Origin of the sequence: Kribbella orskensis (genome assembly GCF_004342085.1) — a bacterium.
In the GTDB taxonomy this organism is placed as follows: domain Bacteria; phylum Actinomycetota; class Actinomycetes; order Propionibacteriales; family Kribbellaceae; genus Kribbella; species Kribbella orskensis.
In genome coordinates, this window is the sequence record NZ_SLWM01000002.1 from 431,953 (window position 1) to 458,452 (window position 26,500).

The following is a 26,500-nucleotide window of genomic DNA, read 5'->3' on the forward strand; positions in this document are numbered from 1 at the left end:
GATGAGCGACGACACCCTGGTGATCGCGGGACGCGAACTGACCTCGCGGCTGGTGATGGGAACCGGCGGCGCGCCGAGCCTCGAAGTACTGGAGGAAGCGCTGGTCGCGTCCGGGACGCAGCTGACCACCGTGGCGCTGCGGCGGCTCGACCCGAGCCAGCAGGGTTCCGTCCTCGACGTACTGCGCAAGCACGGCATCGCGGTCCTGCCGAACACCGCCGGGTGTTTCACCGCCGGAGAGGCCGTCCTGACGGCGCGCCTGGCCCGTGAAGCCCTGGAGACCGACCTGATCAAGCTGGAGGTCGTTGCCGACGACTACACCCTGCTGCCCGACCCGGTCGAACTCCTGGACGCGGCGGAGACCCTGGCCGCGGACGGTTTCTCGGTCCTCGCCTACACGAACGACGACCCGATCCTCGCCCGTCGACTGGAGCAGGTGGGCTGTGTCGCGGTGATGCCGCTCGGCTCGCCGATCGGTTCGGGCCTGGGCATTCGCAACCCGCACAACATCAGCATGATCGTCGAGGCCGCCAAGGTGCCGATCGTGCTCGACGCCGGGATCGGGACCGCCAGCGACGCCGCGCTGGCGATGGAGCTCGGCTGTGACGCCGTCCTCCTGGCCACCGCTGTCACCCGGGCCGAGCGCCCGGCGCTGATGGCCGCCGCGATGCGGGACGCCGTCACCGCCGGCCGGAACGCTTTTCTGGCCGGCCGGATCCCCCGGCGTCACCACACCGCCCAGGCCTCGTCCCCACTGGAAGGCCGCGCCTCGTTCTGACCCGGTCCATCCCGGCCTCAGTTGCCCTGGGCACCAGTTGCCGGGAGCAAATGGCTGAGCCGGAAGCCCGCAGCTGAACGGTTCCCGCGCGCAGCCGAACGTCCGGCGCGCGCTGAGATTGTGAACCACAACCGTGTAGTTCAGCATCGATCACAGCCGTAACAACTGACCCCCGCGCCCCTGTTGTCACATCTGTACCACCACTTACCGTCAGGGGACGTTCACACGGGGAGATGGATGATGAGCAACCCGCACGCCCGACCGCCCGAACCCGACGTCCAGGACCATCAGCCGCCCAGCCGATCACGCAGCAGGCGCCGCACCGTCGTCCAGGTGCTGACCGGGATCGCGGTCGAAGCTCTACGTGAAGAACGTGCTGCGGCTCAAGACGCGGCTCGAAAAGGGCTGGAATCCGGCCGCATGAGCGTGTGATGCGCTGTGACCGAGGGTGGTCCCGGCGCGGCGACGAAGCCACCGCCTGACCCCTTATTTACACTCTCAGAGCAGACAGGCTTCGAGAGGCGGCTCACCGCACGTGACGGATGACGTAGGCACCCAGGTCGGCGACCGCCTTGTCGGGCGAGTGCTCGACGGACGGTACCGCGTGGGTGCGCGCGTCGCCAAGGGCGGAATGGCGACCGTCTACGAGGCGCTGGACATGCGGCTGGACCGCCTCGTCGCGCTCAAGGTGATGCACCTCGGCCTGGGCGACGACGCCGAGTTCGGCCGCCGGTTCGTGGCCGAGGCCCGGGCCGCCGCGCGGCTGTCCCACCCGAACGTGGTCGCCGTGTTCGACCAGGGCGACGACAACGGGACGCTGTTCCTCGCGATGGAGTACGTGCCTGGTCGCACGCTGCGTGACGTCATCCGCCAGCAGGCTCCGCTGTCGCCCGCCCGGGCGCTGGCCCTGCTCGCGCCGGTGTTGTCGGCGCTGTCGGCCGCCCACGACGCGGGCATCGTGCACCGCGACATCAAGCCTGAGAACGTGCTGATCTCGAACGACGGCACCGTGAAGGTCGCCGATTTCGGGCTCGCGCGGGCCGTCACCACGACCGGCAACACCGCCACCCAGGGACTCCTGATGGGCACAGTGTCGTACCTGGCGCCCGAGCTCGTCACGGACGGCAGCGCGGACGCCCGCTCCGACGTGTACTCGGCCGGCATCCTGCTCTACGAGCTCCTCACCGGCAGCAAGCCGCACACCGGCGACACCCCGATCCAGGTCGCGTACGCGCACGTCCACGCCGATGTGCCGCCGCCTTCGCAGCTCTGCCCGGGCATCCCGCCGTACGTCGACGCGCTGGTGCAGCGGGCGACCGCGCGGGACCGGGATCTGCGGCCGGCGGACGCCCGGGTGTTCAGCCGCCAGGTGCACCGGGTCCGCAGCGCGCTCGAGGAAGGGCTGCCGGACGACCCGGAGCTGACCGGCGACCTGACCGTGCCGATCCAGCAGATGCGCCAGGACAGCGGGTACGACGACGGCTACTCCCGCGACAACGGGTACTTCGGTCCACCGCGCAACGACACCATCGTCGTACCGTTCGAGCCGCCCCAGCAGCCACAGCCGGAGACGCGGCTGAACCAGCGGCCGCCGCAGCGACCGCAGCCACAGCAACGGCGGAAGGGCCGCGGGCTGATCGCGCTGATCGCCGTGCTGGCGCTCGCGATCGGCGTCGGTTCGGCCGCCTGGTACTACGGCGTCCACCGCTACACGTCCACCCCTGAACTTCTGATGCTGACCGCCACGCAAGCGAACGCCAAAGCGGCCGAGGTCGGGCTGACCACGACCCTGTCGAACCAGGACTTCTCGGAGGACGTGCCGAGGGGCCAGGTGATGGGCACCGACCCGGCGCCCGGAGCCAGGATCCGCAAGGAAGGCGAGATCGGGCTCACCGTCTCCAAGGGCCCGGAGCGGTACCGCGTGCCGCAGCTCGCCGGGCTCGACCAGGAGGCGGCCAAGCGGGCGCTCGGCTCGATCAAGCTCGTCACCGGGCAGATCACCGAGAACTACAACGAGACCGTGCCGGCCGGCCGGGTGGTCACCTTCACGCCGAAGTTCGACACGGTGGTGAAACCCGGGGCCGCGGTGAACCTCTGGGTCAGCCTGGGCAAGCGGCCGATCGACGTGCCGAACACCGTCGGCAAGCCGGTCAAGGAAGCCACCCGGACGCTCAAGAGGGCCGGCTTCGTGGTCGCCCGCACGGACCAGACCGACGAGAAGATCCCCGAGGGTCAGGTGATCAGCCAGACCCCGAGCAACGGCACGTTGTTCGCCAAGGACAAGGTGCAGCTGGTCGTCTCGAAGGGCCCGGCGGAGCGCGAAGTACCGAACGTGCGGAGCAAGGGGCTCGCGGAGGCGCAGAAGATCCTCACCGAGGCGGGTTTCCAGGTGAAGGTCGAGCAGGCCCCGTACCACCTCGGGCTGAACCTGGTGGCCGGTCAGAACCCGGGCGCGGGCAAGAAGGCGAAGCCCGGCAGCACGGTGATCGTCACCATCGTCTGATCCACCTCCTGATCGCGGTGTCTACCGGCCGGAGGACTTCGGGCCTAGGCTGAACGACCTGGAGGTGATCGGAGATGCATGCCGAGATCGGTGACCGCTTGCACGTCCGGGGCCGGAAGGTCGGCGACCACGACCGGCTCGGCGAGGTACTCGAAGTCCGCGGCGAGAACGGCGCCCCGCCCTACCTGATCCGGTTCGAGGACGGCCATGAGTCGCTGGTGTTCCCGGGCCCCGACTGTGTGGTGGAGCACCAGACGACCTGATCCTGTCAGGTGTCTGAGAAGCTTTGCGGGTGACTCACCCCCGCATCGCCGTACTGGCCCTGCTCGCGGTGGCCGCGGCTTGGGGTTCGACGTTCTTCCTGACCAAGGATCTGCTCACGCGGATGGACGTCGCCGACTACCTGGCGCTGCGGTTCGCGATCGCGTCGATCGCCCTGATCGTCATCAATCCGCCCGCGATCTCCCGGCTCAGCCGGCTGGATCGCGGCCGGGGCATCGCCCTCGGCGTCACCTACGGCATCGCGCAACTGGTCCAGACCGAGGGCTTGCGGCACACCTCGGCCAGCGTGTCCGGCTTCGTCACCGGCATGTACGTCGTATTCACCCCGCTCCTGGCCGCGGTCATCCTGCGGCACAAGATCGGGCGCTGGGCCTGGGTGGCAGTCGTCCTCGCGACCGTAGGCCTGGGCGTCCTGTCCTTGAACGGCTTCAGCATGGGCACGGGTGAGCTCCTCACCCTCGCCTCCGCGGGCCTCTACGCGTTGCACATCATCGGTCTCGGCGCCTGGTCGACTCCCTCGAACGCCTTCGGCCTGTCCGCCCTGCAGATGGTGGTGATCACGGTCGTCTGTGCGATCGGCGCGCTCCCGGGCGGCTTCACCCTGCCCAGCGGTAGTGGCGACTGGCTGCGGGTGATCTACATGGCGCTGATCGCCGGAGCACTCGCGCTGATCGTGCAGACCTGGGCCCAGGCGCACCTGACCCCGACCCGGGCCGCGATCGCGATGACGATGGAACCCGTCTTCGCCTCCGGGTTCGCCGTACTCTTCGGATCGGAGAGTGTGACCGCGCGGATGTTGTTCGGCGGCGCGCTGGTGATGTCGGCGATGTACCTGGTCGAACTGGCCCCTCGCCGCAAGATCGAGGCCGAGGTCCAGCACCTCGCCCAGTAGCAGGAGAGGGCCGGACATGCGGGACGACAGCGCGCGGCGGGTGCGGTGGTTCCCGCGCGCCGTGATCGCCGTTCTGCTCGCCTTCCTAGCGGTCGGCACGCTGTCGAACCTCGAGCGCAACCCGCAACCGCAGCTCGTCGCCGAAGGCGTCCCCGGGCGTCAGATGCCGGCGAACGGTGTGCCGTATGACCTGGTCCGGCATGCGCTGGCCGACCTGGACGCGCTGACTCTGCCGGACGGCGCGACCCTGGCCGGCTGGGACGGACCCTGGCGGTACGTGTGGCCGCGGGACGCGTCGTTCGTCGCCGCGGCCCGCTGCTCGGTCAAGCAGTACTCCGAGGCCGGCCGGGTGCTGGGATTCCTCGACCGGATCAGGCCGACCGCCGGCCGGTGGGGCGCCAGGTACTCCGCACCTGAGGGTGGCGAGCTCCAGGACGGGCGGGAACCCCAGCTCGACGGATCCGGATGGGTGCTCTGGGCAACGTGGTTCTGTGCCGACGGTCTGGATCTGGCGAAGTACTGGCCGATGGTGAAGGAGTCCGGCGACCAGATCGTCGCCGAGCTCGGTCCGGACGATCTGCCGGCGGCATCGCCGGACTACTGGGAGCGGCCCGAGTCCGAGGCGACCTTGGGCACCATCGCCCCCCTGCTGACCGGCCTTCGCTCCGGCGTGGCGATCGCCGGCAAGCTGGGCCACCCGGACGAGGTCAGCACGTGGCAGGACGCGCTGGACAGGTTGTCAGCGGCAACCGATCGGCACTTCGGGCCGGACTACCCGCGGACTCCGGCCGAGGCGGTGAGCTTCGTCGAGCCCGGGGTCGAGCCGATCGGCCTCAAAGGTGGAGCGGACGCGATCGTGACCGTCCTCGGCCCACCGTTCGCGCCGCCACGTGAACCGGTGACGGCGGCGATCGAGCGCGCTCATCGGGTGCTGACCCAGCCCAACGGTGGTGTCACCCCAGGCGAGCAGTGGCGCACGGACGGCGTCTCCTGGACGCCCCAGACCGCGCTGTTCGCGTTGAGCGCGGCGGCCCGGGGCGACCGCAGTACCGCAGAGGCGTTGCTTGCTTGGCTGGACGAGCACCGGACATCTACCGGAGCCCTGCCGGAGAAGGTCAACCGCGACCTCTCCCCCGCCGGCGAGGCTCCGCTGGCTTGGACCACCTCGCTGGTGATCCTCACCGCCTCCGCCTTGAACCACCCGCTGCCCATCCCTTAGCGAATCAGCAGATCTCCATCACATCGTGGGTCGGCGCTTCCGGCCTGGTCGTGCTCGTCGCCGTCGAGTAGAAGAACGCGGTCGAGGAGATGTCGTCCTGCAACGGCAGGTAGCGACCACCCGACCGCCAGCCGAGCGCCTGGACGTCCACCCGCAGCTTGGTCCGGAAGCGGATCGGGTCGGGCAGGTGGAACCGGTACATCCCGAACCGCTGCTGGCTCTGGTACAGCCCGTCCGGGCGGATCACCTGCGGCAGGCCGAGGTACGGCGTACTGAACTCGGTGTAGCCGCCACGGTCCGGGCCGAGGTCGAAGTTCCAGGCGCCGCCGAAGTAGTCCTCGGTGCCGGTGCCGCAGATCGTCGGGAACTCCTCGTCGTCATCGAGGTAGAACTTCACCTCGCCCTCGCCCCACCAGCCGGTGCTGTTCACTCCCCACGCGAGGTACGTCCCGACGTAGTGCCCGGGTCCCTCCACGCCGTCGAGCAACGTGTGCACGGTCTTGGCGGGCAGCGGGTTGCTCCGCCGCCACTGCGTGTGCAGGTACGCCGATCCCTCGGGCACCTCGCCGAGCCAGTAGTCAACCTGGAAGTAGACGATCACCGCCTCGTCGTGGGTGTTCTCCAGTGTCAACTGGGCTTGCGAGCGGAACGGCATCTCCCAGTAGCAGTTCAAGCCGCCGTTCGGGTTCACGGCGACCGGCAGCGAGTTCACCTGCGCGAAGCGGCCCCAGCCGGAGCAGAAGAAGTCCCCTACCGGCGCCTCGATCGCTGGCGCCTCGTCCCCGTCCCAGTGACCGCGCAGCACCAGGCGGCGCCAGTGGTCGGTGTGGGTGGTGAGCCAGATGTGGGTGATGCAGCCCGGGCCGGCGATGTCGGCCAGGGTCACGGTCTCGCCCGCGGCGAGCTCGATGGACGGCGACACCTTCCAGCCGAGGCCGAGGTCACGCGCCGCGCGGGCACCGGTCCCTTCGGTCCGACGGCCGCCCTGACCGGGCTCCCCGGTCGGGTTCTCGGCGCTGATGGAGCGGGTCTGGACATCGACGACCGCGCTGATTCCGGACAGGTTCCCAAGAGTCATGCGGGAGAGCCTAGGTTCCGCGACGCCTCGATTGGTGGATTGGAAATCGATTTCTCACCTGGTGGTCAAACTCGCAGGCAGTAGATCCGGCGGCCCCAGGAGTACAGCGGCTAGCAGGTACGGGTCCGGCTAGCAGGCGCGGATCTTGGCCTGGGTGCCGTTGCTGAAGGAGAGGCAGGCCCACGGGCGGCCCTGGTCCTTCTTCGGGCGGACGATCAGCGGATAGGCGTCGGCGCCGCGGACCTCGGGCGTCCGGTCGGTCTTGAGCGAGCCGACCGCGCCACCCCGCGCCTCGGCCGCGGCCCGCACGTCCTCCACCGACACCACGCTGCGGGCATCCGTGGTCGCCGCGGCGGTCGCGTCGTCGGCGACCACCAGCGCGAAGTCGATCTCCGGCGGCGTCGCCCAGGTCGTCGACGTCACCGGGAACACCAGGCCGAACATCAGCACGCCGACGAACCCGATGATCGGCCGGGCCTTTCGCCCACTTCGGTCGGCCAGCACCGCGACACAGCCCAACGCGAGCAGCAAGGTGATCCCGCGCAGGACCCAGTGCCGGTCGAGCCGGCTGTCGACCGCGAGTGCGGCGGCGATCGCGATCACCAGGCAGGCCACGCCCGCGATGCCCGCGCGGAGGCGGGGCGACACAGATTTCATGGCGCTGACGATAGAGCGCGGCCGTTCGTCGCAGCGAACCAGCCGTTCGCCGACCCATCGCCGCGACAGTCTCAACAGGCCTAGACGCTACTGGCACATTCGGTCCCGTCCCACCGCCCTCCAGGGATTGGATCCACTGTGACCCATCACGACAAGATCGAGAGCCCCGGTTCGTGGAGCGTCTCCCGACGCCGCGCCCTCCAACTCACCGGCGGCCTGGCCGCCGCCGGGACCCTGCCCGCCACCTCAGCCACCGCCGGCCCCCGCAGTACCGAAGCCAGTACCGAAGCCGGTACTGCGAACGCCGCGCAGGCCACCTTGACCGAGGGGACCAACCTCATGGTCGCCGTCTCTCTGGACGGCAAGTGGCTCGCCTTCGACCTGGTGACCGCGATCTGGGTGACGCCCGTCGCGGGCGGCTCGTCCAAGCGCCTCACCGACGACCTGCAGGACGCTACCCGGCCGCGCTGGTCGCCGGACGGACGGCAGCTCGTGTTCCAGTCCTACCGCGACGGCAACTTCCACCTCTGGTCGATCCACCCGGACGGCACCGGGCTGCGCCAGCTGACCACCGGGCGCTACGACCACCGCGAACCGCACTTCACGCCGGACGGACGATCCCTGGTCTTCTCCTCGGATCGCGGCGGCAACGGCAGTTACGGGATCCACCAGCTGGACCTCGGCACCGGTGCGATCGTCGCGCTCACCGACGACCCGACCGAGGAGGCGGAGCCGGCAGTATCCCCGGACGGCAGGAAGATCGCGTTCACCGCCGACACCACCGCGATCATCGAGCTCGACCTGGCCACCGGCCAGCGGCGTACCGCGGTTGCGGCCAAGGCTGGGACCACCGTCTTCGGACCGGCGTACTCCCCCAGCGGTCAACTGGCCTACGTCCGGCTCGGCGGTCCGACCGTCGACCTGGTGATCGGCGACACCGCGGTGACCAGCGGCAAGGATGTCTTCGCCGTGCCGCCTTCGTGGTCCTCGGCCGAGGAGATCTTCTACACCGCGGACGGCAACGTGCTGAAGCATCACGTCGGCGGCGCACACACCGTGGTCGCGTTCACCGCTGTAGTACCCGTGACGTCGCGGCGACCGCGGCCGAAGCCGCGGGATCTCGACTCGACGAAGCGCCGCCCGGTGTACGGCATCGCGAGCCCGACGGTCTCGCCGGACGGCCGGTGGCTCGCCTTCCGCGCACTCAACGCGCTGTGGCTCGCGGCAACGAGTGGCCGGGGGCAACCACGCAAGCTCGTTGCTGACGGCTACTTCAACTCGGACCCGGACTTCTCGCCGGACGGCAAGAAGTTGCTCTACGCAAGCGATAGGGACGGCACCGCCGACCTGTGGCTGCACGACCTCGCCACCGGCGCCGATACCAAGCTCTCGTCGTTGCCCGGGGCACAGACCGCGCCGCGGTTCTCACCGGACGGCCGGCAGGTCGCGTACCAGGACCAGGACGGCATCGCCTGGGTGCTCGACCTCGGTTCGGGTGAGGTCCGCCAGCTCACCCCGACGCTGTTCCAGCCGGGCCGGGTGAGCTGGTCCGCCGACGGCCGCACGATCGTGCTCGCCGCGGTGAAGCCGTTCTCGAAGCGCTTCCGCGAAGGCACCAGCCAGCTCCTGTACGTCGACGTCGCGAGCACCGCCTTCGAGTACGTCGAGCCGATGCCGTTCAGGTCGCTCGCCACCCGGGGTGACGACGGGCCGGCGTTCTCCCCCGACGGCAAGTGGCTCGCCTTCGTCGTTGAGAGCCTCCTGTACGTCGCTCCGGTGGATCGGCGCGGCCGGTTCACCGGGAGGCCCCAGGCGGTCACCTCGGAGGTTACGGACTCGCCGGTCTGGCAGGACGAGCGGACGTTGCTCTACCTGCACAACGGGCAGTTGCGCCGTACCGACGTGCACGGAGCACGTCCGAAGACCGTGAAGGTCGACCTGCACTGGCAACGGGCATCGGTGAACCAGCACGTGACCATCCACGCCGGAGCACTCTGGGACGGGCGGGCGAATGACCTGCGCGAGGACGTCGACGTCGTACTCGACGGAGGCAAGATCGGGGCGGTCCGGCCGCACAGCGGCAAGGCGGACATCGATGCGTCCGGGCTGACGGTGATGCCCGGGCTGATCGACGCGCACAACCACTGGCACCTGCGGGGCCGCGCGTGGGGTGCCCGACAGGGCAACCTCTGGCTGTCCTACGGGATCACGAGTACGCGCTCTCCCGGCGATCCCGTCTACCAGATGCAGGAGACGCGGGAAGCGCTCTCGCACGGGTCGCTGCTCGGCCCGCGGTACTTCGCCACCGGCGAGGCGATCGACGGGTCGCGGGTCTACTACAACTTCATGCGGCCGACGCTGTCCCTCGAGCAACTCACACTCGAGCTCGACCGGGTCGAAGGGCTCGCCTACGACCTGGTGAAGACCTACGTCCGGCTGCCGATCGAGTACCAGCGCCGGGCGATCGCGGCGGTGCATCGCCTCGGCCTCCAGTTGTCGTCGCACTACCTCTATCCGGCCGAGCATCTCGGCATGGACGGCATGGAGCACACCGGCGCCACCAACCGCCTCGGCTACTCGCACACCGTCAGCAGACTCGGCCGGGCTTATGCCGACGTGATCACGCTCTTCACGAAGGCCGGGCTGTCCGTCACGCCCACGCTGTTCACCTCGACGATGGTGCACGTGGACGACCCGTCTTTGCTCAACGACCCGCGGACCACGACGCTGTACCCGTCGTGGGAGTACGCCGCCCTCAAGACGGAGGTGGACACGGCCGCGGGACCGGCCGGGGCGACCACCCGAACCCAGCTCGCGGGCAACGTCGACATGGTGCTGCGGATCCACCGGGGCGGTGGGCTGGTGATCGCCGGCACGGACGCCCCCTTGGACAACGTCGCCGTCTCGCTGCACGCCAACCTCCGCGCGATGGTGGGTGGCGGCTTCACCCCGTACGAAGCGCTCACCACGGCTACTCGCAATCCGGCGAAGTGGCTGAACGTCGAGGACCAACTCGGCGTCATCCTGCCCGGGGCGCAGGCGGATCTGTCGTTCGTGCGAGGCAACCCGCTGGCCGACATCCGCCACGCAGCCGCGGTACAGCAGGTGATGGTCGCCGGCAGACTCCACACCGTCGAGGAACTCCTTGCTCCGTTCGCCGGAAAGACCACGTCCGCTCCTGCGGTCCTGGCAGCGAGGGCGCCGGTTCCACTGACCAGGGAGAAGGCGCACGCCCACGATTCGGAGTACTGGTGGCACGAGCCGGAGTGGCTACACCGCGTCTGTTGCGAAGGGTGACCGCTAGGGTCGAGAGGTGGGCGATCTCCGGATATCGACGGCGAGCACAGCCGACCTCTCGACCCTGCGGCAGTGGGCCGCCACCGAGGGATGGAACCCAGGGCAGTCCGACACCCTGGCCTTCGCGGTGGCCGATCCCGTCGGGTACCTCGTCGGCCGGCTGGACGGTGAATTGGTTGCCTCATGCTCTGGCGTTCGGTACGGCGCGGACTACGGCTTCCTCGGGTTCTACCTCGTCCGGCCGGACCAACGTGGGCAGGGCTACGGCCTCCGGCTTTGGCAGGCGGTGATGGAAGTGCTCGCCGGGCGGACCGTCGGGCTCGACGGCGTCGTCGACCAGCAGCACAACTACCAGAAGTCGGGATTCAGGCGGGCCTTCACGCATGTCCGGTATGCCGGGGTGCCCGCAGCGGCCGCTGGCTCCAATGACGTCGAGTTAGTCGACGGGCGGTCGGTGCCGTTCCGGGAGTTGGCCGCCTACGATCGGCGGTTCTTTCCTGCTGAGCGGGACGCGTTCTTGTCTCTGTGGGTGGGCCTGCCCGGTCATACGTCGCTCGCGGCATTGCGCGACGGCCACCTGGTGGGCTTCGGGGTGCTCCGGGCGGCTGAGTCGGGGATGCGGATCGGCCCGCTCTATGCGGCTTCGGATGAGATCGCGCTGGCTCTGGTGAGTGGTCTCGCCTCGGGAGGCGAGGTGGCGATCGATGTTCCTGGTGTCAATCGGAAGGCGACCAAGCTGGTCGAGGGGCTCGGGTTCGAGCCGGCCTTCGAGTGCGCCCGGATGTACGCGGGACCGCCTCCGGTGGTCGACCAGGACGGCATCTTCGGAACCACGACGTTCGAGCTTGGCTAGCCTCCGGCCGCTGTGCCGGCTGCGCGGAGGAGGTTCTGGGCGAGGGTGTGCATGGCGTCGCGGAGTTCGGGTGGGTTGACCACCTGGAAGGGGACCGGGATCCCGGCTATTCGGTAGGCGTACCAGTCTGGTTCGTCGGTGCTGCCGAGGAGGCGGGTGTGGGTGGCATCCACCTCCTCCAGGCGGCCGAGGTTGCGGCCCACCCATCGCTCGACGTCGGTGATCGGCGCGTCGACGAGGACGTCGACCTGGTACTTCCAGCCCTCGGAGAAGTGCTCCAGGATCGCCCGGATCGGGTCGAGGTCTGCCGGTGGGGTGAACGTGTCCGGCAGGACGTCGATCGTGCTGACGCGGTCGACCCGCAGTACGCGGCGGGCGTTCTTCGTGTGGGACCAGCAGAGCAGGTACCAGCGGCCGTGGCGGATCGACACGGCCCAAGGGTCGACCTCCATCGTCAGGGCGTCGTCCCCGCGCCGGTAGCCGATACGCAGCCGGTGGCGGTTGACGCACGCCTGGACGAGCGCAGCGGTGGTCTCCGGGTCGGGATAGGCGGTCTCGTCGGCTCTGGGCGTGGCGATCAACTGGCGGATCGCCTCGGCCGATTCGGCGACGGCGGTCGGCAGGACCCGGATGATCTTGTCGAGCGCGCTCCCCGCCGGATCGGCCGGGTCCGACGCCCGGTGGTGTCCCTCGAGCGCGGCCATCATCAACCCGAGCGCTTCGGCCGTGGAGAACATCAGCGGTGGCAGCCGGAATCCCCGGCCGATGCGATACCCGCCGTACCGGCCAGGGGTGGACTCGATCGGGATGCCCGCCTCGCGCAGGATCCCGACGTACCGGCGGGCTGCTCTGTCGGTGACCCCGAGCCGCCGGCCCAACCGCTCGCCGGTGACGCCCGGGCTGTTCTGGATCAACTCGAGCGCCAGCAACGCCTTGGCAGTGGGGCTCGTCTCGTCCACGATCACTAGTAAACCCGCATTCCCGGAAGGGGATCGTCCTCGTTCGATACTAATCTGCCGGACGTGACCGACTACGCCGATCCGGACTGGGAGTGGCGTCCGGCGGCCGAGGACGGGCTGACCGGGGAGGAACCGCCACGATGAGCACCAGCCAGGAGCTGATCGACGACAAGCTCACGTTCAGGCCGGCGAACGAGGCGACCTGGGAGGAACTGCAGGCCGTCTTCGGCACCAGCGACGCCGGGCAGTGCCACTGCCAGCGGTTCAAGGCGCCCGGCTGGATCTGGCAGACGACCACCGACGCGGAACGCGCCGCATCCCTGCGCGAACAGACCAACTGCGACAACCCCGACGCCCGTACTACGAGCGGGATCGTCGCCTATCTCGACGACGAACCCGTGGGCTGGTGCTCGGCCGAGCCACGGACGGCGTACCCGAAGTACTTCGGGCGGACCCGGGTTCCGTGGGCGGGCCGGAACGAGGACAAGGAGGACGACACCGTGTGGGTCGTCTCGTGTCTCGTCACCCGGGTGGGCTACCGCCGCCGCGGAGTCACCTACGGCCTGGCCCGGGCCACCATCGACTTCGCCCGTGACCGCGGCGCCAGGGCGCTGGAGGCGTACCCGATGATGCCGCAGGCCGGCAAAGAGGTGACCTGGGGCGAACTGCACGTGGGCAGCTACAGCGTCTTCGAGGAGGCCGGCTTCACCGAGGTCAGCCATCCGACGCTCAGGCGGTATGTGATGCGGATCGACTTCTAGAAGGGCGTTGGCTAGAAGGGCAGCTTGGGCTGGGGTGGCGCGTGGGTCGGGTCGACGCCGTCGAAGAGGCTGCTGACGGACTCGCCCTCGTGGATGCGCTTGATCGCCTCGGCGAACAGGCCCGAGACCGAGCTGACCTGCAGCTCGGGGAAACCGTCCGGCCGCGGCACGGTGTCGGTGCTGATCACCTCGGTGATCGACGGGTGCGACCGGAGCCGCTCGACCGCCTTGCCCGCGAACAGGCCGTGCGTGGTCGCCACCGCCGCCTGCGTGCAGCCGAGATCCTTGAGCCGGTCGAGCAGCTCGATGATCGACCCACCGGTGGCGATCTCGTCGTCCAGGATGATCGCCCGCTTGCCGGCCACGTCGCCGACGATCGCGTCGATCACGACCCGGTCGTCGGACAACCGCTGCTTGCTACCTGCCGCCACCGGCAGGCCGAGCAGCCGCGCGAACTGGGTCGCGGTCTTGGCGTTGCCCAGGTCCGGGCTGACCACGACCGTATTCGTGAGGTCCGTACCGCGGAAGTGCTCAGCCAGTACGCCGATCGCCGTCAGGTGGTCCACCGGCACCGAGAAGAACCCGTGCACCTGCGGCGCATGCAGGGTCATCGTCAGCACCCGGTCGACCCCGGCCGCGACCAGCAGATCCGCGACGAGGCGGCCGCCGATCGAGATCCGCGAGGCGTCCTTCTTGTCGGATCTCGCGTAGGCGTAGTGCGGAATCACCGCGGTGATCTGCGCGGCCGACGCACCGCGCGCCGCATCGATCATCAGGAGGAGCTCCATCAGGTGCTCCTGGGTCGGCGGAACCAGCGGCTGGACGATGTACACGTCACGCTGGCGGCAATTCACCTGCAACTGAACCTGTAAGCAGTCATTGCTGAACCGATTGACCTCCACCGGTGACAGCCGCACGCCGAGATCGCGACAGATCTGCTCGGCAAGACTGGAATGGGCACTTCCGCTGAACACGACGATCTCTCGCACGGCTCTCCCCGAACGCTCCGACCCGACACCCGCAGCCTATCTCGCGACAGTCGGTGGGCTGATCGGCAGGTGGACCCGGGTCTCCACACCGCGAGGGGCCGCGTCGAGAACGTCCGCCTCGCGCCGACGTACCGGTCGTGATAGAGACGGATCAACGACGGGAACAGCCATGACGGATGAACTGAAAAGTGCGAACCTTCCGACTGGTGGCGCCGCCGAGGCCACGAGTCTCCCCACAGCCGTCGACCGGGCAAGCTTCCAGGCCGAACTGGACAAGTTGCGGGTTCGGGAGAAGGCGCACAGCCGGGAAGGTGATGAGATCGCCGCAGCCCGGCGGCGCCTACCTATGGTCGAGATGGACGCCAACATTCCGCTGATCGGGCCCGACGGACCGCTCACCCTGCTCGACGCGTTCGAGGGGCGACGGCAGCTCATCGCGTACTACTTCATGTGGCACCCCGGCCGACCCGCGCCCAAGCAGTGCGAAGGCTGCACCTGGTGCAACACTCACGTCGCGGAACTGTCGTACCTACACTCTCGCGACATCACCTACGCGGTCTTCTGTCAGGGCCCTTACGGAGAAAGCAGCCGCTACCGCGAGTTCATGGGCTGGGAGATGCCGTGGTACTCGGCAGAGGCCTCGCTCGAGACACTCCTCGTCGGGCGCCACATCGGCATGATGCATCTCGTGTGTTACGTCCGCGACGGCGACCGCGTCTTCGAGACCTACTGGACCACCCGGCGCGGCGTAGAGGTGATGGACAACAGCTATTCGCTGATGGACCTCACCGTGTACGGACGCCAGGAGCCGCAGGAGGACTCACCACCCGGCTGGCCACAACCCTGGGGCGCCGGCTCCAGCCACGTCACCCGCATCAACGGCCGCCCCATCGCCCAATGGTCCCGCCTCGAAGCCGGCCGCTCCGACGACCTAGCCAACAGCCAACCCTGAGCCCCTGAGACTACGGCGGCCGGGCGGGTGCGGGTGATTCAGGCGCGGCGCGCCGGCAACCCGGCCATCCGTGAAGGTGCGATTCAGGGGCCAAGGTGGGGCTTACCATGACCCGCACACGAGCCTGGAGCACCCAGCCTCAGACAGTGGCTGGGGGCATAGGGTGGCGGTTGAGACTGCAGCGGCCAGGTGGGCAGACGAGTTCGCGCGAACGGGCCAGGTACGCATCCCACCGCGGCGGTGGGTGACCGCGGTACGGACGGTTATCTTCGGGGTCCTGCTAGCGAACCAGGTAGCGACGGCCATGTCCGCCGCCCTTGGACGACAGAGCTGGCTGTGGTTCCCACTGTTCGGTGCCGTGGGCGCTCCACTCTTGCTTTGGTTCGTCTGCGCCACCGCCTGGGTCACTTTGTTCGGTCGACCGGTCCTGGTCGTCGACGGCGCCGGTGTGTCACTCGGCCGGAAGTACCTCGCCTGGCACGAGATCCAAGCCATCGATGCGATCGGAGGTCTGGGCTTACGGCGTCGGCGTCCGTCCGATCCCCGTCGACCGGTAGACGCGTCCGTCGAGTGGTTCGGCGGCTTCACGATTGTCCCGATCGCGAAACCCAGGAAACGACAGATCTTCGTGGGAAACCATCAGGTCAAGGAGCTGATAAGCCTCGCGACCTGGTTGGAGGCGCTTCGGCAAGTTCAGTCGGCAAGCGGCAGGTCACGCTGAAGCGCACGACGTTCAACCGTCCAGCACGATCGCGGCGAGTTCTCGTGCGGCCCGGGCGGGGTGCTGATGATTCTGGGTGGCGCCCATGACCAGTGTTCCCTCGATCAGCAGGTGCAGTTGCTCCGCAGCGTGCTCGGGCCGGGCATGACAGAGGGCCTCGAGCTCCCGGACCAGCAGGGCACGGATCCGCCCCCGGTACGCGTCCGTCTCGGCATGAGCCGGATGGTCCTGATCCGCGAAGGCAAGGTCGATCGCCAGGTACCGGCAGCCGCGGAAGTCCGCGTTCGACACAAGCTCGTCCAGCCGGTCGAACAGCGCCAGGAGCCGGCCCCGGGGCGAATCACCGTCGCCCAGAGCGCTCTCGTACCACGCCAGATCCTCATCGGCGGTACGACGTAGAACAGCGGCCACCAGGCCGTCCTTGCCGCCGAAGTGCTCGTAGAGCGACCTACGGGCGACGTTCGCCTCCTCCAGCAGGGCACTCACGCCGACCGAGCCGCCACGCGAGTAGAGGAGATTCTCGGCAGCGACGAGCAGCCGCTCCCGAGGCCCCGCGGTCTCGGCCTTCGCATTCATACTCGGCTCTCTCCTTGCCAGTAGATCGATCGGTCTATATGGTATCTGATAGACCAATCAGTCTACTCCTGGAGGTTCCTCGAAATGACTGCACCGGACGCTCCTTCGACCACTGAGACCGCCGAAACCATCCGCCTGTTCAACGACGCTTTCCGGCGCCGCGACACCGAGGCGATGGCCGCACTGGTCCACGACGAGTGCCTGATGGTGTCTGCGCAACCGGCACCGGACGGCACCGCGTATGTCGGAAAGGAGGCGTGCGTGGACTTCTGGGCGGAACTGATGGCCGACGAGGCCAGCACCTTCGAGGTCGACCACGTCTTCTCCGATGGCGCCTGGGCAACGGTCCGGTGGCGCTACCGCTTCGGACCGACGGACGCTGAATCAGTGCTCGGCGTGAACGTAACCCGCGTGAGCGGCGGACGCGTCATCGAGCAACTCGGCTACACCAAAGTGCCCGGCGGGCTCCCACTGCCGGAGTGAGGACGCCGGTTCCCCGTCCGCTTCTCGCCGTGTGCTCCCGCGACGATCGCCATCGGGGTCAGCCTGCGTGCCACGATGGGGAGGCGACGTCTGCTGGAGGAAGGGGACGAGGTTGTCTGAGCGATCAGGAAATCTCGCTGAGGATCCGTTTAGCGGTCGGCAGCCGACCAGTCACGAACGGATGACGGGACTCCCCTGGGATGCGTCGTACCAGGACGGCCCTGCGCCTTGGGATGTTGGCCGGCCGCAGCCCGCAATAGTGCGGTTGGCAGCCCAAGGCCAATTCGCCGGAACGGTGCTCGATGCGGGCTGCGGGACCGGCGAGAACGCCCTACACGTCGCCTCGCTGGGATTCTCGGTTCTGGGCGTTGACGTCGCTGAGACGGCACTGGCGATGGCCCGGGCGAAGGCCGGCGACCGTGGGATCGAGGCTGAGTTCGCCGCGGCCGACGCGCTCCACTTGGAGCGTTTGGGACGCCGGTTCGAGACGGTGCTGGACTGCGGACTGTTCCACACCTTCAACCGCGACGAGCGCCCTGGATACGTAACGAGTCTCGCGTCGGTGACCGAGGACGATGGAACCCTGTTCGTGTTGTGCTTCAGCGACGACGGCCCCGACACCGGCCCGCACCCTGTCACCCAGGAAGACCTGAGAACGGCCTTCGACCCCAGCACTGGCTGGAATGTCGCCGCCATCGAACCGGACCGAGTCCAGACCAGATTCCACGACGACAACGGCGCACCAGCCTGGCTCGCGACAATCAACCGGATCTAGACAGCCGAACTTGCCGGGGCGGACTACTGCAGGAGGCGGGCGATGGTTTCCGCCGCCTTGCGGCAGTCGCTCGCTGAGGCGTCCAGGTGGGTTACCAGGCGGAGTTGGGTGGCGCCTACTCCGCCGATCAGGACTCCCTGGGTTTTGGCGGTTTCGATGACTTCGGCGACTGACTTGCCGGTGGTTGCGATGTCGGCGACGACGATGTTCGTTTCCACCTGGTCGGGCTTGACCGAGCCCGGCGCGGCGTCTGCCAGCAGCTCGGCGATCTGCCGGGCGTGAGCGTGGTCCTCGGCCAGGCGCTCGAAGTTGTTCCGTACCGCGTAAAGACCCGCGGCAGCCAGTACGCCGGCCTGCCGCCACCCCGCACCGAGGCGCTTCCGCCAGACCCGGGCCTCCTTGATCAGCTCCGCAGAGCCAACCAGCACCGAACCGACAGGAGCCCCCAGCCCCTTCGACAGGCAAACACTCGCGGCTGCAGCCCGAGACGCATAAGCCGACAGCGGTGTTCCGGACGCCACCGACGCGTTCCACAGCCGAGCACCGTCCAGGTGGAGCGGCAGTCCGATCGTGTCCAGCTCGTCGGCCAAGGCGTCGTACGAGGTCTGGATCGTGCCGCCGCCGAAGTTGTGCGTGTTCTCGACGGACACGGCGGACGTCGTCACGAAGTACGGGCCGAGGTCGGGGGCGATCAGGGCGCGGATCTGGTCCAGGTCGATCTGGCCGCCGGGCGCGCTCCACGTGCGGGTGGTGATGCCGTTGATCGCGGCGTGGGCGCCCAGCTCGGCGCGGGCGATGTGCGCGCTTGCCTCGCAGAGCACCTCGGTGCCCGGAGCCGCCAGGGCGCGGACGCCGAGGATGTTGGCCAGCGAGCCGGTCACCGTGAACAGGCCGGCCTCGTGCCCGAGCAGCGCGGCGATCTCGTTCTCGAGCTCGGTGACGGTGGGGTCCTCGCCGTACACGTCGTCGCCGACCGGGGCGCTGGTCATCGCGGCCAGCATCCCCGCCGAGGGCTTCGTGACGGTGTCCGAGCGGAGGTCGATCATGCCCGGGCGCTCCGGAGGCGCTCAGCCACCAGGAACGCGAGCTCAAGCGACTGGTGCCGGTTCAGCCGCGGGTCGCAGGCCGTCTCGTACCGGTTCACCAGGTCTTCCGCGACAAGTTCCTCGCCGCCGCCGAGGCACTCGGTGACGTCGTCGCCGGTGAGTTCGATGTGCATGCCGCCCGGCCAGGTGCCGACCTGCTCGTGCGCGTCGAAGAAGCCCTCCACCTCGGTGATCACGTCGTCGAAGTTGCGGGTCTTGTAGCCGTTCGGGGTCTCGTAGGTGTTGCCGTGCATCGGGTCACAGACCCAGGCGATCGGCGAGCCGTGGTCGCGGACCGCCTCCAGCAGCGGCGGCAGTCCGTCGCGGATCTTGCCCGCGCCCATCCGGGTGATGAAGGTCAGCCGGCCCTCGATGCCCTTCGGATTCAGCTTGTCGATCAGGGCCCTGATGTACTCCGGGGTCGTGGTCGGGCCGATCTTCACGCCCAGCGGGTTGGTCAGGGACGCCAGGAACTCCACGTGCGCGCCGTCCAACTGCCGGGTGCGCTCCCCCACCCAGAGCAGGTGGCCGGACACGTCGTACGGCTGCTCGGTGCGGGAGTCGATCCGGGTCAGGGCGTGCTCGTACTCGAGGATGAGCGCCTCGTGCGACGCGTAGAAGTCGACCGTCTTGAACTCGTCGGCGATGGCTCCACAGGCCCGCATGAAGGCCAGCGCCCGCTCGATCTCGGAGGCGAGCCGTTCGTACTTCTGCCCGACCGGGGAGGACTTCACGAAGTCGGTGTTCCAGGCGTGCACCTGGTGCAGGTCGGCGTACCCACCGGTGGTGAACGCGCGGGTCAGGTTCAGCGTGGCAGCGGCCGCGTTGTAGACGCCGCGCAGCCGCTCCGGGTCCGGGATCCGCGACTCCTCGGTGAACTCCAGCCCGTTGACCGCGTCACCCCGGTACGACGGGAGGGTGACGCCGTCGCGGGTCTCCTCGCCGGAGCTGCGGGGCTTCGCGTACTGACCGGCGATCCGGCCGACCTTCACCACCGGCACGCTCGCGGCGTACTGGAGCACGACGGCCATCTGCAGCAGCACGCGGAGCTTGGCCCGGATGTTCTCGGCGGTCACTCCTTCGAAGGTCTCGGCGCAGTCACCGCCCTGCAGCAGGAACGCCTCGCCGCGCGCGACGGCACCGATCTTGGTGGTCAGGTCGTCGCACTCACCGGCGAAAACCAGCGGCGGCAACTTCCTCAGCTGCCCGATCACCTGGTCCAGCGCCACCGGGTCCGGCCACTCTGGCTGCTGCAGCGGCTTCAGCCCCCGCAGCTCCTCGAGACTCGGAACCCCGGGCACGACCCCCGCACTCAACGTGGCAAATTGCATGGCCCAACCCTATTCCAGCCGTCCCCACGCCTGCTCTCCCGTCTCACCTGGCCAGCGAGCTGGGGTCCGGCGGTACGTCGACCGCGTGGCTGCGGAGGACCGTCAGGGGGATGGTTTCGAGGGACCGGGCGTGGGTGGAGGCCAGGACCACCGGAGCGGCGGCGCCCGCGTGGTACGCCTGCAGCCAGCGGGCGGCGACCACGCACCAGCGGTCCCCCGGCTTGAGCCCCGCGAAGCCGAACTCGGGTCGCGGGGTGACCAGGTCGTTGCCGACCGAGCTCTGGTGGGCGAGGAACTCCGTGGTCATCACCGCGCAGACTGTGTGGCTGCCGAGGTCCTCGGGGCCGGTGGTGCAGGAGCCGTCGCGGAAGAACCCGGTGACCGGGTCAGTCCCGCATTCCTCCAACGGCTCACCGAGCACGTTCAGATCGGTCTCCACCGGAGTGGTCAGGAGGCCTTGGTGTCGCCGAGGCGGGGCTTGATGTGGTCGTCGACGGACTCGCCGGCCTTGATCAGCTCCTTGGCCTTCTCGGCGTACATGTCGACGTACTCCTGGCCGGACAGCTCCATCAGCGCGTACATGATCTCGTCGGTGACCGAGCGCAGCACGAACCGGTCGCGCTCCATCCCCTCGTAGCGGGAGAAGTCCAGCGGCTTGCCGATCGAGACGCCGGGGCGGACCAGGCGCGGCAGCCGCCGGCCGGGCTCGCGGATCAGCCACTGCGGCCAGACCGTGCCGGGCGGGTTCAGCTTCTCGGTGTCGATCATCGCGACCGGGATGACCGGCACGCCGGCCACGATCGCCATCCGGGCGACGCCGGTCTTGCCCTTGTAGAGCCGGCCGTCGGGTGAGCGGGTGCCCTCGGGGTAGATGCCGAAGAGCTCGCCCTTCTGGAGGATCTCCAGACCGGTGTTCAGCGCGGCCAGCGAGGCCCGGCCGCCGGACCGGTCGATCGGGATCTGCCCGACCGAGCGGAAGAAGGTGGCGACCAGCCGGCCCTTCAGCCCGGGCGCGGTGAAGTACTCCGACTTGGCCGGGAAGACGATCTGCCGGGGCACCGCGACCGGCAGGAACACCGAGTCGCAGAAGGCCAGGTGATTGCTGACCAGCAGCGCCGGCCCTGACGAGGGAATGTTCTCCAGCCCCTCGACCCTGGGACGGAAGAGGAGCTTCGTAATCGGTCCGACGAGGAACCGCCTGAGGAACAGGTACAGCAACGCCTTCACCTCCGTCACTCGGCCGACACCCTACGGTCCACTCTCCTCCTCGGGCAACGTCACCGCCAGGAATAAGCGGGTAGCACTCTGTGTTGGCATCTGGTTGCAGACTGGGTGCGACGTCGGTCACGAGACCCGAACGACACCCGCGCCGGGGTGGGCGGGTGGCTCCGCGGCTGCGACCATTGGCGTCTCAGGATGTCCGCGACCGTCTAGGAGCACCCGTGCCAGTGCAAGCTCATGCGGAAGAGTTCCGCAGCCCAGGATCCGGTGAGAACGCCGCCACCGGGGTCCTGCTGAGCCACGGCTTCACCGGATCACCGCGGTCGATGCGCCCGTTCGCCGAGCACCTCGCCGCCGAGGGGTACGGCGTCGCCGTACCGCGGCTGCCCGGGCACGGCACGCACTGGCGGGAGATGAACTCCACCCGCTGGCAGGACTGGTACGCCGTCCTCGACAACGAGCTCGAGCGGCTCCGCAAGGAGCACGACCGGGTGTTCGTCGCCGGGTTGTCGATGGGTGGCTGCCTGACCCTGCGGCTGGCCGAGGAGCACGGCGCCGACATCGCCGGGCTGATCCTGGTCAACCCGTCCGTGCGCACCGACGACAAGCGGCTGGTGCTGCTCCCGGTGCTGCAACGACTGGTGCCGTACTTCCCGGGCATCTCGAACGACATCAAGAAACCCGGTGTCGACGAGGGCGCCTACGACCGGATGCCGCTGCGCGCGCTCCACTCGCTGTCGCAGCTCTGGCAGCTCACCCGGGACGATCTGGGCAAGGTGACGCAGCCGGTTCTTCTGTTCCGCAGTAGTGTCGATCACGTCGTGGAGCCGAGCTCGGGCCGGACGGTGCTGGCGTCGATCTCGTCCCGCGACGTGACCGAGACCCTGCTCGAGGACAGCTATCACGTGGCCACTCTGGACAACGACGCACCGCGCATCTTCGCCGACTCGACGGCCTTCATCCGGCGGGTCGGTACCGATGCGTGACAACGGCCTGACCGCTTCGGCGTACACCTCGCTGGGAGGGATCGATCCCCTCGTCGCCGAGCCCGTCCTCGCCGCGCTGGCCGAGGCAGGCATCGCCGCGTACGCCGGTGCGCCGGGCGAGCCCGGTCCGTCGGCCTCCGAGGCCCCGGCCGAGCCAGCCGGAGAAGGCACGTCGACCGCCGAGACCCCGAGCCCGGCGCCCGCGAAGGCGGACGAGGCCGCGGTGAAGATCCCGGCCGGCTTCGAGGAGATCTTCGTCGCATCCGGTGCCGAGGAGCAGGCGCGCTCGGTGATCGAACGCAGTACCGAGGACGCCGAGTGGGCGTCGCTGGTCGAGCAGTTCAACGCGCCGTCCGCGCCGGGTCACGACGCGAACCTACCGCGGTGGCCGGCCAGCGAGGACGTGGACGAAGACTCGTACGAGCCGCTGATCGACGTACCGACCGGGCTGGTCGTCGGCGACACCGACGAGGAGCCGCCCGAGGAGCCGCCGGCCCGCCGGACCGAGGACCCGCACGACCACTTCGTCCCGCCGGAACCGCCGCGCGGACCGAAGCTGGACTGGATCAGCCGGGCCGCCTGGCTCGGCCTGCTCGGCGGACCGGTGCTGCTGATCCTGGCCGCGCTGCTGGACTTCGGCACCGGCCGGATCACCACCATTGCGGTGGTCGGCTTCATCGCCGGCTTCCTCACCCTGGTGATCCGGATGAAGGACCGCCTTCCACCAGATGACACGCCTGACGACGGCGCGGTCGTCTGACGCTAGAGTTCGGATCGTCGGACAATCCGACGAGCTGAGGCGGAGGAGGCACCCGTGCAGGTCACCGAGACGGTGGAGATCACCGGCCACCTGATGGACTCCGGGCTGCTGTCCCGCGTCCTGGACGACATCCGTGGGTACGGCGGTGAGTACACGCTGGACCGGTTCGACCTGGGCTACGACAAGGACGACCCGTCGACGGTCCGGATGACGGTCGGCGCGGAGGACGAGGAAGCCCTGCAGCGGCTGCTGATGCGGATCCAGACCAAGGGCGCGAACCTGGTCGACCCGGGCACGCCGGAGATCTCCGAGGTGATCCAGGACGGCGTCTTCCCGGACGGCTTCTACTCCACCACGAACCTGCCGACCAGCGTCCGGCTGAGCGGCCACTGGGTGCAGGTGCGGAACCCGGAGATGGACTGCGGCCTGCTGGTCGAGGGCGAATCGGTCCGGACCATCCCGATGTCCGAGGTGAAGGCCGGGATGAAGATCATCTCGAGCGCGCAGGGCGTCAAGGTCACTCCCCCGCTGGTCGCGAACACCGAGGAGTCGTTCGGCTTCATGGAGTCGGACGTGTCCAGCGAGAAGCCGCAGCGGGTGCTCGTCATGCAGGTCGCGGACGGCATGCGCGAGGCCAAGGCGAACGGCCAGAAGGTGCTCTGGGTCGGCGGCCCCGGCATCGTCCACACCGGCGCCGCGCCGGCCATGGTCGCCCTGGTCGAGGCCGGGTACGTCGACGTGCTGTTCGCCGGGAACGCCCTCGCGACGCACGACATCGAGTCGTCGCTCTACGGCACCTCGCTGGGCGTCGATCTGGCCCGCGGTCGTGGGGTGGAGCACGGTCACGAGCACCACATCCGCGCGATCAACACGATCCGCAAGGCCGGCTCGATCGCCGAGGCCGTCGACAAGGGCGTGCTGACCTCAGGCGTGATGCACTCGCTGGTGAAAAACGGGAAGAGCTTCGTGCTGGTCGGGTCGGTGCGCGACGACGGCCCGCTGCCGGACGTCTACACCGACGTACTGGAGGGCCAGCGCGCCATGCGGGCCGAACTGCCTGGCGTCGGCTACTGCCTGATGGCGGCGACCATGCTCCACTCGGTTGCTACCGGCAACATCCTGCCGGCCTCGATCCCGCTCACCTGCGTCGACATCAACCCGGCGACCGTGACGAAGCTGGCCGACCGCGGCTCGTCCCAGGCCCGCGGCATCGTCACCGATGTCGGCCTGTTCATCGAACACCTCGCCCGGGAACTGGCCCCCGACTACTCAGGAGACAGCAAGTAGCTCCCCGCCGGGCCGAACTGTCGGCGGTCTGGTCCAGGCTGGGGTCATGGCACTGAGAACGAAGGCGCACTGGTTCGGCGTCGCGCTCAACTCGCCGGACCCACAGAAGCTGGCCCGCTTCTACCAGCGGTTGCTCGGCTGGACGCTGTATGCCGACGAGCCCAACTGGGTGACCCTGGCACCGGCCAAGGAGGCCGGCTACAACCTGGCCTTCCAGCGCGAGGAGCTGTACGAGCGACCAGTGTGGCCCGCCGAGAAGGGCAAGCCGCAGATGCAGCTCCACCTCGACCTCGAGGTGGACGACCTGGAGGAAGCCGTCGCCCATGCGGTCGAGGCCGGCGCCGAACTGGCGGCGTACCAGCCTCAGGAGGACGTGCGGGTGATGCTCGACCCGGATGGTCACCCCTTCTGCCTGTACCTGGGCTAGCCCGTGTGGGGCCGGTTACGGCGACGCAGCCCGGCAGCGGGCAGGATGTCGGTATGACCGAACTGGTGCACCTGGGTGTCGACGAGGGCGTTGCGACGATCACGCTGGACTCGCCGCACAACAAGAACGCGCTCTCTCAGCAGTTGACCAGTGAGCTCCTCGCTCACCTGGCAGCGGCTGATGCCGACGACGCCGTGCGGGTGATCGTGATCCGCTCCGCGCTCGACGTGTTCTGCTCAGGTGCCGACCTGTCCGAGGCGACCACGGTCGGGATGGGCGTCGGCGCCCAGCGGATGGTCGACGTACAGCGAGCGATCGTGGCGAACTCCAGACCCGTGGTGGCTCGGGTGGCCGGGCCGGTGCGTGCCGGTGGGATCGGGATCGTCGCGGCCTCGGATATCAGCGTCGCCGGAGAGAGTTCCACCTTCGCCCTGACCGAGGTCCGGCTCGGGCTCGCCGCTGCCACGATTTCCCTCACCGTCATCCCCCGGTTGACCGATCGCGCCGCGTCCCTGACGTTCCTGACCGGCGACGGATTCGACGGCGCCGAGGCAGCCCGGCTGGGGCTGGTCACCCGCGCCGTCCCGGACGACGACCTGGACGCCGCGCTGGCCGCAGTACTGAAGTCGTTGCTCAAGGGTGTGCCGCAGGGACTCAGGGAGACGAAGAAGCTGCTCAATCGGGAGCTCCTCGCCGACATCGATGCCCGCGGCACCGATCTGGCCGAGCTCTCCGCCGGACTGTTCGGCTCCCCCGCCGCACAGGAGGCGATGCTCGCCTTCCTGAACCGGAAGAAGGGTTAGCCCGCGCGCCAGCCGCCGTTGCTGGTGAGGAGCTGGCTGTTGATCCAGCCGCCCTCGGGTGAGCAGAGGAAGGCCACCAGATTCGCCGTGTCGGCCGCCTGGCCTGGCCGCTTCAGCGGGTTCTCGGTGGCGAACTGCTCGACCATCTCGGGCGTCATCCAGCCGGTATCGATCGGGCCCGGGTTGATCACGTTCGCGGTGATGCCGAGGTGGCTGAGCTCCTGACCCGCCGCGAGAGTGATCCGGTCCAGCGCTCCCTTGCTCGCGCCGTACGGCAGGTTGTGCACCGTGTGGTCGCTGGTGAGCGCCACGATCCGGCCGTCCCCGTACCGCGCGGCGTACTGCTCGGCGAATGCCTTGATCAGCAGCCAGCCGGCCCGGGCGTTCACCGCGAAGTGCCGGTCGAAGCTCTCGATCGTGGTGTCGAGGATCCCGCTGTCCACGGACTCGCAGTGCGACATCACCAGCGCCTGCACCGGTCCCAGTGCCTCGTTGGTCGCGCGGAACACCTCAGCCGGTGCCGCGGTGTCCTCGAAGTCGCCCTCGACCGTGAACACCCGCGCGCCGTGCTGCTCGAGCAGCTCGGTGATCTCGTCCCGGGCGGCGGTGTCCTGGCCCCACGGCATCCGGTCGTCGTACCGGCTCAGGTAGGTGAACGCGACGTCCCACCCGGTCGCCGCCAGCCGCTCCGCGATCCCGGCCCCGATGCCGACCCGGCGTCCCACTCCGGTCACCAGCACAACCGGCCTCTTCAGCTCACTCATCCCGCCATCCTGCCGCCGGAATCCCCAGCACACAAAGGGTTTTGCGATAACCGGTTGCGAG

Annotated in this window: 27 protein-coding genes; 17 read left to right on the forward strand and 10 right to left on the reverse strand. The window is 68.9% G+C overall.

Annotated elements, in window-relative coordinates; all coding sequences use genetic code 11:
• The first annotated feature begins 1 nt into the window (after position 1).
• The 5 genes from EV644_RS07105 (at position 2) to EV644_RS07125 (ending at position 5,674) form a co-directional block, all read left to right on the forward strand.
• Positions 2-778 (forward strand): thiazole synthase, encoded by a 777-nt coding sequence (locus tag EV644_RS07105; RefSeq protein WP_132187971.1) that lies wholly within the window; start codon positions 2-4, stop codon positions 776-778.
• Positions 779-1,313: 535 nt separating this feature from the next.
• Entirely contained in the window at positions 1,314-3,281 is a 1,968-nt protein-coding gene (gene pknB / locus EV644_RS07110; RefSeq protein WP_132187970.1) for a Stk1 family PASTA domain-containing Ser/Thr kinase, read from the forward strand.
• Between the two features lie 74 nt (positions 3,282-3,355).
• Positions 3,356-3,544, forward strand: a complete 189-nt coding sequence (locus EV644_RS07115; RefSeq protein ID WP_132187969.1) for a DUF1918 domain-containing protein — start codon at positions 3,356-3,358, stop codon at positions 3,542-3,544.
• 29 nt (positions 3,545-3,573) lie between these two features.
• A complete protein-coding gene (locus EV644_RS07120) occupies positions 3,574-4,455 on the forward strand; it encodes a DMT family transporter (protein ID WP_132187968.1) in 882 nt (293 codons plus the stop codon).
• A 16-nt stretch (positions 4,456-4,471) separates the two neighbouring features.
• Complete coding sequence (locus EV644_RS07125; protein WP_132187967.1) at positions 4,472-5,674, forward strand: glycoside hydrolase family 15 protein; 1,203 nt, start codon at positions 4,472-4,474, stop codon at positions 5,672-5,674.
• 4 nt (positions 5,675-5,678) lie between these two features.
• On the opposite strand, the gene EV644_RS07130 is transcribed toward EV644_RS07125, so the two are convergent.
• Complete coding sequence (locus EV644_RS07130) at positions 5,679-6,752, reverse strand: glycoside hydrolase family 172 protein (protein WP_132187966.1); 1,074 nt, start codon at positions 6,750-6,752, stop codon at positions 5,679-5,681.
• A 129-nt stretch (positions 6,753-6,881) separates the two neighbouring features.
• Positions 6,882-7,409 (reverse strand): hypothetical protein, encoded by a 528-nt coding sequence (locus EV644_RS07135; protein WP_199239676.1) that lies wholly within the window; start codon positions 7,407-7,409, stop codon positions 6,882-6,884.
• A 138-nt stretch (positions 7,410-7,547) separates the two neighbouring features.
• Between EV644_RS07135 and EV644_RS47470 the strand changes: the two genes are divergently transcribed.
• On the forward strand, positions 7,548-10,706 hold the full coding sequence (locus EV644_RS47470) for an amidohydrolase family protein (RefSeq protein ID WP_132187965.1): 3,159 nt from the start codon (positions 7,548-7,550) through the stop codon (positions 10,704-10,706).
• Between the two features lie 16 nt (positions 10,707-10,722).
• Positions 10,723-11,559 (forward strand): GNAT family N-acetyltransferase, encoded by an 837-nt coding sequence (locus EV644_RS07145; protein ID WP_132187964.1) that lies wholly within the window; start codon positions 10,723-10,725, stop codon positions 11,557-11,559.
• On the opposite strand, the gene EV644_RS07150 is transcribed toward EV644_RS07145, so the two are convergent.
• Positions 11,556-12,518, reverse strand: coding sequence for a helix-turn-helix transcriptional regulator (locus EV644_RS07150; RefSeq protein WP_132187963.1), 963 nt, complete (start codon positions 12,516-12,518; stop codon positions 11,556-11,558). The two genes, EV644_RS07145 and EV644_RS07150, sit on opposite strands and share 4 nt — an antisense overlap.
• Positions 12,519-12,658: 140 nt before the next feature.
• On the opposite strand from EV644_RS07150, the gene EV644_RS07155 reads away from it, so the two are divergent.
• Entirely contained in the window at positions 12,659-13,279 is a 621-nt protein-coding gene (locus EV644_RS07155) for a GNAT family N-acetyltransferase (protein WP_132187962.1), read from the forward strand.
• An 11-nt stretch (positions 13,280-13,290) separates the two neighbouring features.
• Here the strand turns inward: EV644_RS07155 and EV644_RS07160 are convergent, their stop codons facing one another.
• Positions 13,291-14,268, reverse strand: a complete 978-nt coding sequence (locus EV644_RS07160; RefSeq protein WP_132187961.1) for a ribose-phosphate diphosphokinase — start codon at positions 14,266-14,268, stop codon at positions 13,291-13,293.
• A gap of 169 nt (positions 14,269-14,437) precedes the next feature.
• Here EV644_RS07160 and EV644_RS07165 point away from each other — a divergent pair, with 169 nt between their 5' ends.
• Positions 14,438-15,220 (forward strand): DUF899 family protein, encoded by a 783-nt coding sequence (locus EV644_RS07165; RefSeq protein WP_132187960.1) that lies wholly within the window; start codon positions 14,438-14,440, stop codon positions 15,218-15,220.
• Positions 15,221-15,524: 304 nt separating this feature from the next.
• On the forward strand, positions 15,525-15,941 hold the full coding sequence (locus EV644_RS07170) for a hypothetical protein (protein ID WP_132187959.1): 417 nt from the start codon (positions 15,525-15,527) through the stop codon (positions 15,939-15,941).
• A 12-nt stretch (positions 15,942-15,953) separates the two neighbouring features.
• Here EV644_RS07170 and EV644_RS07175 read toward each other — a convergent pair whose 3' ends face one another.
• On the reverse strand, positions 15,954-16,517 hold the full coding sequence (locus EV644_RS07175; protein WP_132187958.1) for a TetR/AcrR family transcriptional regulator: 564 nt from the start codon (positions 16,515-16,517) through the stop codon (positions 15,954-15,956).
• A gap of 84 nt (positions 16,518-16,601) precedes the next feature.
• Between EV644_RS07175 and EV644_RS07180 the strand changes: the two genes are divergently transcribed.
• Both EV644_RS07180 and EV644_RS07185 read left to right on the forward strand, forming a co-directional pair.
• On the forward strand, positions 16,602-17,000 hold the full coding sequence (locus EV644_RS07180) for a nuclear transport factor 2 family protein (RefSeq protein ID WP_132187957.1): 399 nt from the start codon (positions 16,602-16,604) through the stop codon (positions 16,998-17,000).
• 112 nt (positions 17,001-17,112) lie between these two features.
• Positions 17,113-17,775, forward strand: coding sequence for a class I SAM-dependent methyltransferase (locus EV644_RS07185; RefSeq protein WP_241997990.1), 663 nt, complete (start codon positions 17,113-17,115; stop codon positions 17,773-17,775).
• Between the two features lie 23 nt (positions 17,776-17,798).
• On the opposite strand, the gene EV644_RS07190 is transcribed toward EV644_RS07185, so the two are convergent.
• The 4 genes from EV644_RS07190 to EV644_RS07205 are packed head-to-tail and all read right to left on the reverse strand — an operon-like array spanning position 17,799 to position 21,427.
• Positions 17,799-18,821 (reverse strand): threonine aldolase family protein, encoded by a 1,023-nt coding sequence (locus tag EV644_RS07190; protein ID WP_132187956.1) that lies wholly within the window; start codon positions 18,819-18,821, stop codon positions 17,799-17,801.
• Positions 18,818-20,191, reverse strand: a complete 1,374-nt coding sequence (locus EV644_RS07195) for a class II 3-deoxy-7-phosphoheptulonate synthase (RefSeq protein ID WP_132187955.1) — start codon at positions 20,189-20,191, stop codon at positions 18,818-18,820. Before EV644_RS07195 ends, EV644_RS07190 begins: the two co-directional genes overlap by 4 nt.
• A 43-nt stretch (positions 20,192-20,234) precedes the next feature.
• Positions 20,235-20,630, reverse strand: a complete 396-nt coding sequence (locus EV644_RS07200; protein ID WP_132187954.1) for a DUF2237 family protein — start codon at positions 20,628-20,630, stop codon at positions 20,235-20,237.
• Between the two features lie 8 nt (positions 20,631-20,638).
• Entirely contained in the window at positions 20,639-21,427 is a 789-nt protein-coding gene (locus EV644_RS07205; RefSeq protein ID WP_241997988.1) for a lysophospholipid acyltransferase family protein, read from the reverse strand.
• A gap of 206 nt (positions 21,428-21,633) precedes the next feature.
• Here EV644_RS07205 and EV644_RS07210 point away from each other — a divergent pair, with 206 nt between their 5' ends.
• The 5 genes from EV644_RS07210 to EV644_RS07230 are packed head-to-tail and all read left to right on the forward strand — an operon-like array spanning position 21,634 to position 25,675.
• The gene (locus tag EV644_RS07210; protein WP_132187953.1) at positions 21,634-22,398 is read left to right on the forward strand and encodes an alpha/beta hydrolase; all 765 of its coding nucleotides are present in this window, start codon (positions 21,634-21,636) and stop codon (positions 22,396-22,398) included.
• On the forward strand, positions 22,391-23,158 hold the full coding sequence (locus EV644_RS07215) for a hypothetical protein (RefSeq protein ID WP_132187952.1): 768 nt from the start codon (positions 22,391-22,393) through the stop codon (positions 23,156-23,158). Before EV644_RS07210 ends, EV644_RS07215 begins: the two co-directional genes overlap by 8 nt.
• Before the next feature lie 54 nt (positions 23,159-23,212).
• Positions 23,213-24,445: an ornithine cyclodeaminase, nickel-pincer nucleotide-dependent gene (locus EV644_RS07220; RefSeq protein WP_132187951.1), complete on the forward strand. Its 1,233-nt coding sequence runs from the start codon at positions 23,213-23,215 to the stop codon at positions 24,443-24,445.
• Positions 24,446-24,491: 46 nt separating this feature from the next.
• A complete protein-coding gene (locus EV644_RS07225; protein ID WP_132187950.1) occupies positions 24,492-24,872 on the forward strand; it encodes a VOC family protein in 381 nt (126 codons plus the stop codon).
• Between the two features lie 53 nt (positions 24,873-24,925).
• Positions 24,926-25,675 (forward strand): enoyl-CoA hydratase-related protein, encoded by a 750-nt coding sequence (locus EV644_RS07230; protein WP_132187949.1) that lies wholly within the window; start codon positions 24,926-24,928, stop codon positions 25,673-25,675.
• On the opposite strand, the gene EV644_RS07235 is transcribed toward EV644_RS07230, so the two are convergent.
• Positions 25,672-26,439: an SDR family oxidoreductase gene (locus EV644_RS07235; protein WP_132187948.1), complete on the reverse strand. Its 768-nt coding sequence runs from the start codon at positions 26,437-26,439 to the stop codon at positions 25,672-25,674. The genes EV644_RS07230 and EV644_RS07235 overlap by 4 nt on opposite strands.
• Positions 26,440-26,500: the final 61 nt, after the last annotated feature.